Annotated in this window: 9 protein-coding genes; all 9 read left to right on the top strand. The window is 38.2% G+C overall.

The window, feature by feature from the left end; genetic code table 11:
- The first annotated feature begins 41 nt into the window (after window positions 1-41).
- The 9 genes from EPA86_RS04410 to EPA86_RS04370 all read left to right on the top strand — a co-directional run bounded on the left by EPA86_RS04410 (window position 42) and on the right by EPA86_RS04370 (window position 15,449).
- Window positions 42-470: an MSHA biogenesis protein MshP gene (locus EPA86_RS04410; protein WP_140602203.1), complete on the top strand. Its 429-nt coding sequence runs from the start codon at window positions 42-44 to the stop codon at window positions 468-470.
- Window positions 471-5,531, top strand: a complete 5,061-nt coding sequence (locus EPA86_RS04405; RefSeq protein WP_140602202.1) for a LamG domain-containing protein — start codon at window positions 471-473, stop codon at window positions 5,529-5,531.
- A gap of 218 nt (window positions 5,532-5,749) precedes the next feature.
- On the top strand, window positions 5,750-6,793 hold the full coding sequence (locus EPA86_RS04400; RefSeq protein WP_140602201.1) for a rod shape-determining protein: 1,044 nt from the start codon (window positions 5,750-5,752) through the stop codon (window positions 6,791-6,793).
- 176 nt (window positions 6,794-6,969) lie between these two features.
- The gene (gene mreC, locus EPA86_RS04395; protein ID WP_140602200.1) at window positions 6,970-7,863 is read left to right on the top strand and encodes a rod shape-determining protein MreC; all 894 of its coding nucleotides are present in this window, start codon (window positions 6,970-6,972) and stop codon (window positions 7,861-7,863) included.
- Entirely contained in the window at window positions 7,863-8,342 is a 480-nt protein-coding gene (gene mreD / locus EPA86_RS04390; RefSeq protein WP_140602199.1) for a rod shape-determining protein MreD, read from the top strand. Before mreC ends, mreD begins: the two co-directional genes overlap by 1 nt.
- A gap of 2 nt (window positions 8,343-8,344) precedes the next feature.
- Window positions 8,345-8,944, top strand: coding sequence for a Maf family protein (locus EPA86_RS04385; protein ID WP_140602198.1), 600 nt, complete (start codon window positions 8,345-8,347; stop codon window positions 8,942-8,944).
- A 54-nt stretch (window positions 8,945-8,998) separates the two neighbouring features.
- The gene (rng, locus tag EPA86_RS04380) at window positions 8,999-10,456 is read left to right on the top strand and encodes a ribonuclease G (RefSeq protein ID WP_140602197.1); all 1,458 of its coding nucleotides are present in this window, start codon (window positions 8,999-9,001) and stop codon (window positions 10,454-10,456) included.
- Between the two features lie 89 nt (window positions 10,457-10,545).
- Window positions 10,546-14,562 (top strand): YhdP family protein, encoded by a 4,017-nt coding sequence (locus EPA86_RS04375; RefSeq protein ID WP_140602196.1) that lies wholly within the window; start codon window positions 10,546-10,548, stop codon window positions 14,560-14,562.
- A 56-nt stretch (window positions 14,563-14,618) separates the two neighbouring features.
- Window positions 14,619-15,449 (top strand): carbon-nitrogen hydrolase family protein, encoded by an 831-nt coding sequence (locus tag EPA86_RS04370; RefSeq protein ID WP_140602195.1) that lies wholly within the window; start codon window positions 14,619-14,621, stop codon window positions 15,447-15,449.
- Window positions 15,450-15,455: the final 6 nt, after the last annotated feature.

Raw genomic sequence — 15,455 nt, 5'->3', positions numbered from 1 at the left:
AAATTATGATGAAGTATAACGCTCATTTCAGGCAGAGATATATGACCCAATCGCACTCTCAGCAGGGGAGTGCACTTATGCTGTCATTATTTATTATCATAGTGCTTTTACTGTTAGGTAGTGCTTTAGTGAAAGTACTATCGACAAGTAGCGAAACTATTGCCCAAGAAGTCATAGGCACTCGGGCACTAATGGCAGCTAATTCGGGTATGCAGGCCCATCTACAGTTAACCTTTCCCTTAAATGGAGCTAATGCATGTCCTGCTGATGATACTTATGATTTATCGGGCGTTGACGGCTTAGATCATTGTCGAGCGATGGTAAATTGCAATTTGTACAACACACACGAAATGGTGAACTACTATCGTTTAACAAGTACTGGGGAGTGTGGTAGTAGTGCGATTGCTGATCAATCAATTGGTGTTGTTCGCAGTAGTCGTACAATTCAAGTAGAAGCGAGGAGTTTGTAAGTGAAACTGTATATCAAAGCAATATGCCTTTCACTTATACTGTTGAGTACACAGGTTCTTGCTGTTTGCTCAGACTTTATGAGCTTTGTAACCCTAAACGAAGCAGGCAAAGTTGGTTTTATAGAAATCAAATTGTTAGATGCATCAATACCAGCTTCAACCTACAATACTTGGTCTGTACAGATATGTAGAAGTAAAAAAGGGGAGTGTAGTGGTCCGTTACCACTCTCATCAGGCGTATTATCAAATGATGTTTACCTTTTAATTCCCACAAGCTTTATTCCAAGCAATGAAGCTTTTGATATTTTAATGACAGATAGTAGTGGTAACACTATTGATTATTTAAGTGTTGGTTATACAGCTCAGCGAGATAATAGTTGTAACCTTACATATGATTGGACTGCATCAGTATCAAATTCACATGATTATAGAAGATCACCTGATGGTACTGGAAACTGGGGCAATGCAGGAAATGGTAATTCAGGAGGTAATACAGGAGGAGGATCAAACGAGGGTGATTCAGGTGTATATTTAACGATTTCTGATGATACAGTTCAGCAAGGAGAGACTTTAAGTTTTACGGTATCACTATCTTCAACCTTAACTAATAACGTTACTTTTAATTATCAAACCTTGAATAATACGGCTCTGGCAGGTACGCATTATAACGGTGCATCTGGAACAGCAACAATTGCAGCAAATACATTGTCAACGACTATTTCTATAAACACATTCGATGTTGGAGACAATACTACAAGGGACCTTAATTTATTTATAGATGGCTCGACGAATGCCTCCATCAGAGATCATTTTGGTAATGGTGTTATTACACCCTATGTCGCCCCTCCTCCCAGTTGTGATGTACTATTCCCAGGATTAAACCCGTTCGGTACAATCACTGCGTTAAATAGTGATAGTGAATTTAAAGATACTAGTGAATGTAATGGCATTACATGTAGTAAAGCTGATGTTATTGCTGTTACAGAAGCTCGAATCCCTACCATACCATCTGGTGGAGTGAACCTAGGCAGTTTTAATTCTAATTCATTATCAGATACTGATTATAACTTTTTCAATAGTTGGAATAATAGCAATACTCAGGTGACTTATGGTGATAGCAGCGGAACGGCTGTAGTTTATATTAAGAGTTCAAATGATGTGATTCTGCCTGATAATACTGAAATAAACTCATCAGGCTTACCAGCAAATGTTTTGGTTGTTATTGAAAGTGATACTAAGATAGAAATTGGAAAAGAGTCAGAGATTAAGGCTTTTCTATATCTTGTATCGCCAGAGATAAAAATTAATGAAGAAGTAGAAATTAGTGGCGCTATTACAGTTGAGACAGATAAGCTGGTTGTTGAATCAGATAGCGAGTTTAAATTCTCAACGTCAGACTTGAATAACTTTAATCCTCACGGTTTTTGTGATGAGGTTCCTGCTATAGCGCCAATACTCGAATATACCTTTGATCAATGTAGCTATAATGGTACTTCTGGAGAAGTGATTGATAGTATTGGTACTCATCATGGAACAGCAATAAACGGTTTAACTACAGCTTATAACGGTCAAATTGAGAATTCTGTTGATATCGTGGATGGGCAACATCATGTAGAGACATCGCTATTGCTTCCTTCAAGCTACAGTGTTTCGACTTGGTTTAAAAAGCCAACCGCTACTGATGGTAATCGGTATTTTGTTTTAGGGGCGATGGAAGCAGGCGGGGATTTATTATATTTAGATGGCCAAAATAATTGGTTATGGGGTGTTTATGATGGCACTGGCTCAACAGACGGTACTTACCAATTTGGTAACTTAGATAATAACTGGCACCACCTTATGCTTGTTTACGGTGCAGGTCAAACTCAACTCTACATTGATGGTGTGTTAGTTGATACGGTTAATCGCATGCCTTCAGGCACCCTCAAGTATATTGGTACTTCGTTTGATGAAGTAGGTACAAGTTCACCACAGGGGTTTAGAGCACCTTTAGATGAATTTCTAGTCTATGATTCAGCGTTATCCCTAAGCAAAATACAAGAGATATATAACAACCAATTGGCTGGGAATAATTACGATGGTACTCCTAGAGCGCCTGTTTCTTGTTCTTCTTTAATTGCTGAGTATAAATTTGAACAAACAGATTTTAGTAGTCAAATAAACGATACCAGTGGCAACAATAATCACGCAGAAAACATTTTTGGTGGTTTATCTACACCTGATGGTAAGTATTGTCGAGGCTTTGAGAGCGAAAGCTGGAATGATTATAACGGTATAACAGATGCCTTTAGAGCAGGCCCAACAATAAATGAAGTTGGCATTCAAGGCACAATAAGCTTTTGGTTTAATAGTTCAATTGACTGGGATCAAGGGCATGAACGAGTACTCTTTGATGCTAGTAAGGTAATATCTGGTCCTGATAAGTTTTTTGTCTTAGAAATTCAACAAGACGGACGGTTAAAGTTTGCTTTTGAAGATTCTGCTGATAGTGATTTTGTCTTAATTGAAGGTAGTAATAATCGTGTTAGGGATACTTGGTATTATGTCACAGTATCATGGGACTTTAGCAATGATAGTTTTGCAATTTATGTTGATGGGACCTTAAGAATACAAGAAACTCGAAATACTAATGGTGCTTTGGGTGAACTTAATCGTATTGTTTTTGGTGATAACTCTTCCAATTATACGCAAGCAGGTAATTCTGTTATAGCGTCACCTTACTCTTCTCGTGGCGACTATGATGAAGTGAGAATTTACAATAAAGTTTTATCACTTGCTGAAATACAAACAGATATGAACGATAGTGCAGGCTGTGAGAGTATTTTAGATCATTTTGAAATAGATACCTTAGATGGCGAAGGGCTAACGTGCCAAGCTGATAATATTACCATTCGCGCTTGTGCTGATGTAGATTGTAACACTTTAAATACTGACAATTTCACCGTCGACTTATTAGTTAATGGTGCTGCTAAAAAGACCATTAACTTTTCCGGAGGGAGTGTTAATACTGATTATACTCATACTCTAGTAGGTAACGCGGCGTTAAGTTTAGCTCAAGGTTATGAATGTAGAAATACCAGTGGAACGCCATGTGATGTCGATTTTAAAGCCGCAGGCTTTATTATTGATAATGCATTAGGTGATGGCATTCCTACGCAACTATCAGGAAAACCATCCAATGTTGAGTACAATGCTCGTAATTTATTTATACAGGCCGTTAAAACCGATGATAATAGCGGTGCATGTGTAGGCTTATTTCCTGATGGTGGTGATATACCGATAAACCTTTCATATACTTGTCATAGTGATAGCAGTGAATGCAATAATGAGTTAATACTAACAAGTAATAGCAACCCTCATCCGATCACAGAGGTAATTTCTAGTTCTGAATTGCATTTTAATACTGAATCAAAAGCTTTTTTTGATATTAACTACCCTGATGCCGGTAAATTAATACTTAATGCCCAAAAAACGGTGCAAGTGTTCGATGATGAAGGAAACACTGAAAATTTAGATTTGTCGGTTTCATCAAATCCGTTTGTTGTGCGCCCGTTTGCGTTTAAATTTGATCTGAATGATGCCAGTGCTATTTCACAAGATGGTTTGGGCGCACCTGATCCTAATGGCTCGGTATTTAAAACCGCAGGTGAAACTTTTACGTTAACTGCAACAGCAGTGCAGTGGGCGAGCGGACAAGATATTAGCTCACCATATGATGGTCAGCCTAATGATTTGACCTCAGTATCGGGTAATACTATTGCACGGCATTTTGATAATGAGCAGTTAGACATTAGTCATGCCTTAGCAGCTCCTTTGCCCGGAAATGTAGGTGACTTTACCCAAGAAACATTTAACTTATTGAGTGATAGTGTTTTAGAAAATGAATTTAAATTTAGTGAAGTCGGTATTATTGATATCAGCATTAAAATCGATGATGATGATTACTTAGGAGCTGGAGCTGTAAACGGTTTAGTAAAAAATGTTGGCCGCTTTATTCCTGCATATTTTTTACAAACGGTAAATGATACAGGCACATTATCAGCTAATCATAATGCTGTTTGTAATAATGAAGTCTGGGCCTATGCAGGACAAAACATCACTCAAGGTGGAGCAACAACAGGGGCTATCACTTATGCAGCAGCAGACGCACCTGAAATTATGATTACTGCGTATAACCTAAATGATGTTGTTACACAAAACTATACTGGAGTAGGATTCACAAAATTAACGGCTGCAGGTATTACCATATTTGAGCCCACTCAAGATGATATTCAATTACGAGAATCTCCTGTTGATGCCGATGATAAAGTCAACATTACTTCTGAAATGAATGCTGGAAATGATCCGGTTGTTGGCCCAAACAATGGCGAGTTAATTTATACTTTTAACAGTACAGATCACTTTATTTATGAGCATAATGCTCGTTCAGAATTAGTCCCATTTCCTGCAAACATTCCATTTGAGATTGACTCTATTATAGATAGCGATGACGTAGCTTTATACGCAGGATCAAGTGCTAGCATTACGCCAATAGAGAAAGTGGTTACGCAAGGGGTAGAAGTGCGCTTTGGACGGTGGCTTATGGAGAATAGCTTCGCACCAGAAACGCAAGATTTACCTATGCCGATGTTTATTCAACACTTTAATGGCGTTGATTACATTAACAACCCTGCTGAGAATTGCTTAGTACCATTAATTGCGAATAAAACGACCTTAGGTGCTATTGGTAGTGGTGGTCTAACCTTATGGGATTATCGTTTAGTTGACTTGAATAATGGCGATAACTTACAACCTCAACATACCGATGCAAGTGTGGATGGTATTACCGCATTTACAGCAGGAGTATACAGAGAAAGTGGCGCTTTCCCTGCATTGAAGTTTTCAGCGCCACCACCAGTTAATCGACAAGGAGCACTACGAGTCGAATATGAAGTACCGCCTTGGTTGAAATTTGATTGGACGGGTGATGGTAACTTTATTGATAACCCGAATGCTACGCTAACGTTTGGCTTATACCGAGGCAATGATCGCATTATTTATCAACGAGAAGTAGACAGATAATCCATTAAGTTATTTGGTTGAATAATGTACTCATAATTAAAAAAAGTAATGGTGATATTATCCGTTACTTTTTTTTACGTATTTTCTCTTGGTATCGCTTGTTTTCTATCAAAAAAAGCAACACTTTCCTTTAATACTAAGGTATGATTGTTCGATCTGTGATTGTGAAGATCACTCGCTTTAATTAATTGGCCAATTTTATAGGATATTTCGCCCCTATGTTTAAAAAATTACGCGGCATGTTTTCTAACGACTTATCCATCGATTTAGGAACTGCAAACACTCTTATTTATGTCAAAGATCAGGGCATAGTATTAAATGAACCTTCAGTAGTTGCTATTAGACAAGACCGCGCTGGTGGTTCAAAAAGTGTCGCTGCGGTAGGTGTTGCGGCTAAGCAAATGCTAGGCCGTACTCCGGGTAATATTGAAGCTATTCGACCAATGAAAGATGGCGTAATCGCTAACTTTTTTGTCACTGAGAAGATGTTACAGCACTTTATTAAGCAGGTGCACAGTAATAACTTTCTTCGCCCTAGTCCTCGTGTATTAGTTTGTGTTCCTTGTGGTTCTACACAAGTTGAGCGTCGCGCAATTCGTGAATCCGCAATGGGGGCAGGGGCTCGTGAAGTGTATTTAATTGACGAGCCTATGGCAGCAGCAATTGGTGCTGGAATGCCTGTATCAGAAGCAACTGGCTCTATGGTTGTTGATATTGGTGGTGGTACCACAGAAGTAGGCATTATTTCATTAAATGGCGTAGTGTATTCATCATCAGTTCGTATTGGTGGTGACAAATTCGATGAAGCGATTATTAATTATGTACGTCGTAACTTTGGTAGCTTAATTGGTGAAGCAACCGCTGAACGCATAAAACATGAGATTGGCTCTGCATACCCAGGTGAAGAACTAGTTGAAATTGAAGTACGTGGCCGTAATTTAGCAGAAGGCGTTCCTCGCAGCTTCACACTTAATAGCAATGAAATTTTAGAAGCATTACAAGAACCGTTAACAGGTATTGTTAGTGCTATTATGGTTGCTTTAGAGCAATCTCCACCTGAATTGGCTTCTGATATTTCAGAACGAGGTATGGTGCTTACCGGTGGTGGTGCGCTACTAAAAGATTTAGATCGTTTATTGATGGAAGAAACAGGGATTCCTGTTGTGGTTGCTGAAGACCCGCTAACATGTGTAGCTCGTGGCGGTGGTAAGGCATTAGAAATGATTGATATGCATGGGGGAGATTTGTTCTCCTACGAATAAAAACTATAAATTCTCTTTGTTATTTAGCTCTATTACTTCGTTAAAGGTACTCATTGGCAAAAGCCAACTCCGTGCCTTTGCCTCGTACTAGAACTGAATAGCTTTGACAATTTAGCAGTTTAGATAAAGTATTTTATTTTAGGTACTTCACTAACAAACGGCATTTTAGTTCCCCTATGAATCCAATTTTTAAACATGGCCCTTCTCCACAGCACCGACTTATCTTGGTGCTGTGCTGTTCTGCGGCTTTGATATTTTTTGATCATAAAATGTCGAGTTTTGATATTGTGCGAGGTTACTTACAATCAATTGTAAGTCCATTACAGTATATGGCAAATGCGCCAAAGCAGATGATGACTTGGGGCGCTGAAAATCTTGTTACCCGCCAACGTCTAATGGCTGAAAATGAAGTGTACCGCAAAAATGAGTTGTCATTTCATGAGCAATCAATGCAACTTAATATCATTAAGCAAGAAAATGAACGTTTACGGTCATTACTTGCGTCTCCAGTAAAACCCGATATTAAAAAAATGTTTGCTGAGATATTGTCAGTAGATAGTGACCCTTATACCCATCAAGTCGTAATCAATCGCGGTGCTAGTGATGGCGTGTATGAGGGCCAACCAGTACTTGATGAAAAGGGTATAGTCGGTCAAATTTTACATGTAGGAGCACGAAGCTCCCGTGTTATTTTGATTACTGATGTTACTCATGCCGTCCCTGTTCGAATACAGCGTAATGGTTTGCGATTAACGGCAACGGGCACAGGAAGGATTGATTTACTAATTCATAATTTTGTTGCTCATAGCGCGGATATTAAAGAAGGTGATTTAATTGTTACTTCGGGGCTAGGCGGAAAATACCCTGAGGGCTACCCTGTTGCAAGAGTAAGCCGTGTCAGCAATGACGAAACTAGAGAGTTCATGCGAGTGTTTAGTAAGCCAGTGGCGCAGATTGATCGTTTAAGGTATGTGTTATTGTTATCAAAAGAGAAGCCTGTCAGTATTTTCGCACCGAAAACAACGAGTGATAATTCAAGCAAAGCTATCAACCAGTCGGAGCGTAAATAATGTTTTCTCATAACGGCATTATTATTGTTTTTACACTACTCATTGCGCTCATGGCGAGTATTATGCCAATGCCATTAAGTGTTGATGCCTTTCGACCTGATTGGGTCTTAATTGTATTAGTGTACTGGTGCTTAGCATTACCCAGTAAGATTAATATTATTACTGCTTGGTTTATGGGCTTTATCCTTGATGTCTTGTTAGGCTCTGTACTCGGTGTACATGCAGCAGCAATGGCTTTGTCTGTTTATATTGTGGTGGTTAATTTTCAAAAGATTCGTAACTTTTCCGTGTGGCAGCAAGCATTAATTATTGGTGTACTTGCGGCGTTATATCACTTACTGGTTTTCTGGATGCAACGCTTTTTAAATGATGCCGTATTTTTAACGAGCTATTTATATCCTGTAATTACCAGTGTTGTCTTGTGGCCTTGGGTGTTTTTGTTATTACGTCGTGTACGTCGTCATTTTAAGATAATGTAATTATGAACAAACAACTAATATTAGCTTCGCAATCGCCTCGGCGAAAAAGTTTATTAAGTCAGTTAGGTTATCAGTTTGAAACTATTGCTGCTGATATCGACGAAACTCAATATGGCAATGAAAATGCTGAATGCTATGTTGAGCGGTTAGCTAAAGAAAAAGCGCAATATGTTTTTGATTTATTGGCTAATCAAGACAATAGTTTAGTAATAGGCTCTGATACTTGTGTGGTGTGTGAAGAACGAATATTTGGTAAACCAAAAGATTTAGCAGATAGCATTGAAATGTTGTCTTCTCTGTCTGGAAAAAGTCATCAGGTATTAACAGCCATTGCTTTAGTCGGCAAAAACTCGATTACTTGCGATGTCGTAACGACAAAAGTATTTTTCAAAACCTTAACGGAAGATGAAATAAAACAGTATTGGCAGACTGCAGAGCCACAAGATAAAGCAGGCTCATATGCAATTCAAGGCATAGCTGGACAGTTCGTTAAGTCAATTCAGGGCAGTTATTCTGCCGTTGTTGGTTTACCGTTATTTGAATGTGCTCAAATGTTATCAAAGGCGGGATTATCAAGTATTTTACCAATGTCTACAGAGTAAATTTCGCTTTTAAGACATTTTTTCTTTCTCAGATTTTCAACTAAGGCAGCAATCATGACCGCAGAATTATTAATCAATGTCACGCCAAGTGAAACACGTGTTGCTTTAATTGAGAATGGCTCATTGCAAGAAGTGCATATAGAGCGAGAAGCAAAGCGCGGTATTGTTGGTAACATATATTTAGGTAAAGTGATTCGAGTGTTGCCAGGTATGCAGGCAGCTTTTGTTGATATTAACTTAGAAAAAGCAGCATTTTTACACGCCTCAGATATCAATTCTAAATTAATGCTCAAAGAAGAGGGTGAGCAAACAGCTGACATTCGCTCTCTTGTTCATGAAGGGCAATATATTATGGTGCAAGTGGTGAAAGATCCACTTGGCTCTAAAGGTGCTCGATTAACAACAGATATAACTATCGCATCCCGCTATTTAGTGCTTATGCCCCATGCAACTCACGCAGGAATATCGCAACGAATAGAAGATGAAGCTGAGCGAAAACGCTTAAAAACTATTGTTAGCCCGTATTGTGATGAACATCAAGGCTTTATTGTACGAACAGCGGGTGAAGGCGCTGGCGAAATAGAGCTCAAACATGATGCTGAGTTTTTACGTCGTGTTTGGCAGAAAGTGTTAGAGCGCAAACAACGCAAACAAGTAAAGTTGCCTTTATATCAAGACTTGCCACTATCTTCTCGTGTGCTTAGAGACTTTGTAGGTATCGAACTTGAACGCATTCGCGTTGATTCAAAGTTAACCTATGATCAACTGGCAGGTTTTACTCAAGAGTTTGTACCTGAGTTAACCTCATTGCTTGAATACTATCCTGGTGAGCGACCAATATTTGATTTGTTCTCTGTTGAAAGAGAAATACAACGAGCACTACACAGAAAAATAGAATTAAAGTCTGGTGGCTATTTAATTATTGATCAAACTGAAGCCATGACAACCATTGATATTAATACAGGTGCTTTTGTTGGACACCGTAATTTAGAAGATACAATTTTCAGTACTAATATTGAAGCGACACAAGCAATTGCAAGACAATTAAGATTACGTAATTTAGGTGGCATTATCATTGTTGACTTTATCGATATGCATGATGCTGACCACAAACGCAGAGTGTTACATAGTCTTGATATGGCAATGAGCAAAGATAAGGTAAAATACTCTATACAAGGCTTTTCTTCATTAGGTCTTGTTGAAATGACCCGAAAACGAACGCGTGAAAGCTTAGAACATGTACTTTGTGATGAATGCCCAGTTTGTACAGGTCGTGGAAATTTAAAAACCGTTGAAACTGTTTGCTTTGAAATACTGCGAGAAATTGTCCGAGTTAATAGAGCCCATGATGCTGATAAATTTATCGTTTATGCTTCACCTGCCGTTAGTGAGTTTTTAGTTAACGATGAGTATCATAACCTAGGTGAAGTTGAAGTCTTTATTGGCAAGTTAATCAAAGTTCAAGTTGAGCCGATGTATAATCAAGAGCAATTTGATGTTGTTATGATGTGATCAAGTTCAGCAGTATTTATCAACTAAAACTAACTTTTATTAACAATGTAAATCTAAAGCATAAGTGTAATTAGGAAAATAACCCCTAAATGAGTATAACTAGTGTATCGAATCGTTGGCTAAATCGCCTGTATAAAACCATTGCCATTTTGTTGGTAATGGTCGCAGTGCTACTTAGTGCATTTCGATTACTACTGCCTTATGTAGGTAATTATCGTGCTGATTTGCAAGACTACATCAATGACAACAATCAAACTCAAATAAGTATCGGTTCGCTAAGCATGACTTGGCAACGTTTTGGTCCTGTACTTATAGTTAATAACGTTAATCTAATTGATACCGAGCAGGCGTTTGTCTTCATTGAAAGAATTGAATCAAAAATTGACTTTTGGGGCTCACTAACTCAGCAACGATTAGTGTCGAGCAATTTAGTCATAAAAGGCGCTAATGTTAAAGTAGACCAAGGGTTATGGTCGAATCAAGCCTCTGAACAAAGTAATACTCCTAGCCAAGAAGCTAATGAAGATGCTGATAGTTTCTCAATGGTAACCAATATATTTCTTAATCGATTAAATAAATTCTCGATTCATGATAGTGATATTGTTGTGCACAATGAATCTCTTAAACGTGATATTCATATTAATAATTTGCAGTGGTTGAACACAGATGACTTGCATCAAGCTCAAGGCAGCATAGTTATTAATGAATTGAGCTCTAATAATGTGCAACTTTCTCTAAACCTGATTGGAGAGAATAGTGCAGATCTCAGTGGTCAAATCTATGTTGAAGCGAACAATTTAGATATAACCCCTTGGTTAGACTCTGTTTTAGCAGTTGAAAATGACAATACCAAATCAGATATTAGTTTTGCAGTTTGGTTAAATGTTAGAAACAGTGCTGTAGAACGATTACAAGCTAAACTCAATGAAAACAATATTCAGTGGCTTATTAATGAAAAACAACAAAAACTAAGTTTAGGCGAAGGGCAGTTACTTTTAGTAAAAGGGAAGGAATCCAAAAGCTTTAGATTGTTTAGTACGCCATTGATGTTGCAATTTAATGAGCAACCAAAGCAAGAGTTTACTATTTCAATGAATAAGTTAAATGATATGTTTTCTGCATATGTATCATCAGTAGACTTATCATTACTAGGGCAAATAGGCCCATTAATCACAGAAGATCAAGGAACGCGAGATCTCTTTAGCCAACTATCACTTTCAGGACAGGTCACAGACATATACTTAGCGAGTCATTCTGATGATTTACAAATAGTTGCTGATTTTTCTTCTTTATCTAATCAATTTAGCCACGGTATTCCTGCGCTAGAAAATCTAAATGGCAATGTCAGTTATGCTGGTAAAGAATTGTTTGTTAATATCAATGGACAAGAAGGTGCTTTAGATTTTGCTCAGCATTTTGTTGCTCCAATCTCATATCAAACACTTGCCGCACAGCTAAATGTTTCTTTTATGGAGACAGGTTGGCGGTTAGCGGTAAATTCCCTCGATTTTGCCTCCTCAGAACTTAAGCTTTCTGCACAGGTAGAGGTTGATTCACCCAATGATGGTGAAGCAACGATGGCCTTAATGGCTGACATTCAGCAAGGTAATGCGGCTCTTGCCGGACATTATTATCCATTATCATTGATGAGTGATAATTTGGTTGGTTATTTAAACTCAGCAATAGTTGATGGCACTATTGAGCAAGCGCAAGTTTTAGTAAACGGGCCGTTATCTCATTTTCCGTTTTCCGATGGCAGTGGTATTTTTGTCGTTGATGCCGAGTTAACCGATAGTACCTTTAAATTTGCTAGTGACTGGCCAGAAATCTCTGACTTTTCAGCCAATCTAAACTTCACAAATAACTCAATGATGATAACTGGCCGTAAAGGCTTGCTTTCAGGACTTGATGTTACTGGTGTTCGTGCTGGGATTGATGAGCTATCCGGTGAACAATTGTTAAAAGTCGATGCAAAAATACAACCATCTAACGCAGATCATATAGCAAACTTAATGGATCAAAGCCCATTAAGAGATACCGTTGGTGCGACACTTGAGCAGCTACAAATATCGGGTGATGTAAGTGGCGACTTCTCATTAAAATTACCACTGAAAGATGTTTCTCAAAGTGTCGCGAGTGGTGCAATAAATTTTGCGGATAATCAAGTCGCTTTACAAACGCCACGTATGGACTTTAGCCAAGTTAATGGCCAGTTATTCTTTGAAAATGAAGTCATAACAACAAAAGGATTATCATTACTTTGGCAAGGATTACCAATTAATCTGGATGTCAAAGGCCTAAATAAAGATGATTATTATGATACTGACATTGTTATGCAAGCCATATGGCAAGAAGCTGATTATCAGCAACATGTGCCTGATTTATTGAAGAAGTATAGTGCGGGCCAGCTGCCTTGGTCTGGTACTTTGTCATTACATCAACACCATCAAGAAGGCTTTTCATATAACTTAGCCATCTCTTCAGACTTAGCGGGCAGTATACTTCACCTACCTAAACCCTACGGTAAAAAAGCCGAACAAAAAAACAGCTTTGTAGTCACTGCAAACGGGCAAATGGCACGTTCAACCATCAATGCACAACTTGGTGAAGAGATGAGTTTTTATGGTGTACTAAATCATGAAGAGACCCGTTTTAGCAGAGCCCATTTGGTCTTGGGTAATGAGAAAATGCTGTTGCCAATGAATGGTTTTCATATTACTACCAAGCTAGAACAAGCTAAGTTCTCTCATTGGCAGCCATTAATTAGTGATATTATTGATTCAGTTAGTGAAACAAATGAGCCTAATCATGATGATGCTCAAAACAATGCTTCACCTTTATTTGCGGTACCTGAGCGTATCAGAGGGACAATTGGTGAATTAACCGTCTTAGGGCAAACTTTAAACAATGTTTCCTTTAATTTATTTGATAAAGAAGATTGGTGGTTATTACAGTTAAATGCCAAAGAAACACGCAGCCAATTGAAGTTTTATCCTCACTGGTATGAGCAAGGGGTTGATATAAATGCTGAGTTTGTCCATTTAACCCCTAAAATTATTGAGCAGGCTGAACAAGACAAGATAGGTGATGAACCTGAAAATACAGTATCTGATATTATCACTAATGATATTGTATTTAATAACATTCCAAAAATATCATTTCGCTGTGATCGCTGTCAAATTGGCCGCCTAAATTTAGGAGAAGTTAGTTTCTCTGTTGAGCGAGCACATGATGATCTCATTGAGTTTAATAATTTTATCGCAAAACGTGATAACACAGTTTTAGGCTTTTCTGGTAATTGGCGACATAACCAACAAGAATCTATTACTCAATTTAGCGGTGATTTAGAAGTTGATAGTATTGAAAATGAATTAAACCAGTTAGGCTATGAGTCCATTATTCGAGACAGCGGTGGTGTACTAGATTTCAATTTAAATTGGAATGGCGGACCACATGATTTTGAAATAGCACAAAGTAATGGTCAATTTAGTGCTGATATAGACGATGGCTATTTAGCTGATGTGAGTGATAAAGCACGCATATTTTCAGTGTTGAGCTTGCAGTCATTAGTAAGAAAGTTAACGTTAGATTTTAGGGACATTTTTAGTGATGGTATGTTCTATAGCGCCATTGAAGGTGAGTATCAGCTTAAAAAGGGCGTTTTGTATACTGACAGTACTGAAATGAATGGTACTGCAGGTGATTTATATATGACAGGGAATACCAATTTAGCTACTGGAATATTGGATTATAAAATGTCATATAAGCCTAACCTAACATCAAGTTTGCCTGTGCTAGCTTGGATTGCTACATTGAATCCTGTGACCTTTTTGGCTGGCGTTGCTATTGATCAAGTGATTAAATCGCAAGTGGTTTCTGAATTCACCTTTGAGCTAACAGGTAATGTATCAGATCCAAACTTTAGAGAGGTCGATCGTAAAAGTAAGGATGTTAGTGTTGGGAGAAAAACACCGCCTGAGATTGTTGATAGCCCTGTAAAACCAGAGAAGAATAACAAGTCGAAAGAACCTGATAAGCGGATGAGGCAATACAAGCAGTCTGATAGCCAAAATGAATTACCAGAAAAAATAAAAGATGATTCATAGTCACTAACAAGAAAATAAACTTAGCTTAAAAAAGCCTACTAACCCAAAAGTAAAAGATGATTAAACTAACAGCAATTCAATTATGCTCTAAGCCTGATGTAAGTGCTAACTTACAGGCGATAAGAGAACAGATAGAGAAAATGAAGAGTCTGCAAGAAACTGACGTAACAGCTAATTTAGTTGTTTTGCCAGAATGCTGCTTATATTTTGGTGGGCGAGATAGTGAGCAACTTGAATTGGCAAAATCATCGCAACCCTCTAACAAGTTAATGAGTAGTTTAGCTGAGATAGCACAGCAATTTAATATTTACTTAGTGGCAGGTTCAATTCCTGTTTTAACCTCTGCTCAAGATAAATTTACCAATCAGTGTTGTGTTTTTAGCCCTCAAGGAGAATTATTATCAAGCTATGATAAGATTCATTTGTTTGATGTTGATGTAGCAGACAGCGAAGCTAACTATCGTGAATCACGTTTTACAAAGGCGGGAACAGAAGCAAAAGTGGTTAATACACCCTTTGCAGATATTGGTTTATCAATATGCTTTGATTTACGTTTCCCGCTATTGTTTCAGCAATTAGCAAAACTTGGTGCTTCTGTGATAACCGTTCCTAGCGCTTTTACGCGTGTTACAGGTAAAGCACATTGGGAAACCTTACTAAAAGCGCGAGCAATTGAGAATCAGGCTTATATTGTTGCCTCAGCGCAAGAGGGAATTCATGCAAATGGCAGGGAAACATGGGGGCATTCGATGATCATTAGCCCATGGGGTGAAGTGCTAGATTGCTTGCCTGAAGGTGAAGGCTACGTAAGCGCAGTATTTGAGTTAGAAAAAGTTAATCATATTCGCCAAAGTATGCCTTTGGTGTCGAATTTATTATTAAAGTAGAGTTGG

Source organism: Litorilituus lipolyticus (genome assembly GCF_006439335.1).
In the GTDB taxonomy this organism is placed as follows: Bacteria; Pseudomonadota; Gammaproteobacteria; order Enterobacterales; family Alteromonadaceae; genus Colwellia; species Colwellia lipolytica.
Note: the sequence above shows the minus strand (reverse complement) of the source record. Positions and strands in the feature narration are given on the sequence as shown.

Bases quoted from the DNA above. Each gene is read 5' to 3' on its own strand.
- EPA86_RS04410 (WP_140602203.1), top strand. From the start codon at position 42: ATGACCCAATCGCACTCTCAGCAGGGGAGTGCACTTATGCTGTCATTA.
- EPA86_RS04400 (WP_140602201.1), top strand. From the start codon at position 5,750: ATGTTTAAAAAATTACGCGGCATGTTTTCTAACGACTTATCCATCGAT.
- mreC (WP_140602200.1), top strand. From the start codon at position 6,970: ATGAATCCAATTTTTAAACATGGCCCTTCTCCACAGCACCGACTTATC.
- mreD (WP_140602199.1), top strand. From the start codon at position 7,863: ATGTTTTCTCATAACGGCATTATTATTGTTTTTACACTACTCATTGCG.
- EPA86_RS04385 (WP_140602198.1), top strand. From the start codon at position 8,345: ATGAACAAACAACTAATATTAGCTTCGCAATCGCCTCGGCGAAAAAGT.
- rng (WP_140602197.1), top strand. From the start codon at position 8,999: ATGACCGCAGAATTATTAATCAATGTCACGCCAAGTGAAACACGTGTT.
- EPA86_RS04375 (WP_140602196.1), top strand. From the start codon at position 10,546: ATGAGTATAACTAGTGTATCGAATCGTTGGCTAAATCGCCTGTATAAA.
- EPA86_RS04370 (WP_140602195.1), top strand. From the start codon at position 14,619: ATGATTAAACTAACAGCAATTCAATTATGCTCTAAGCCTGATGTAAGT.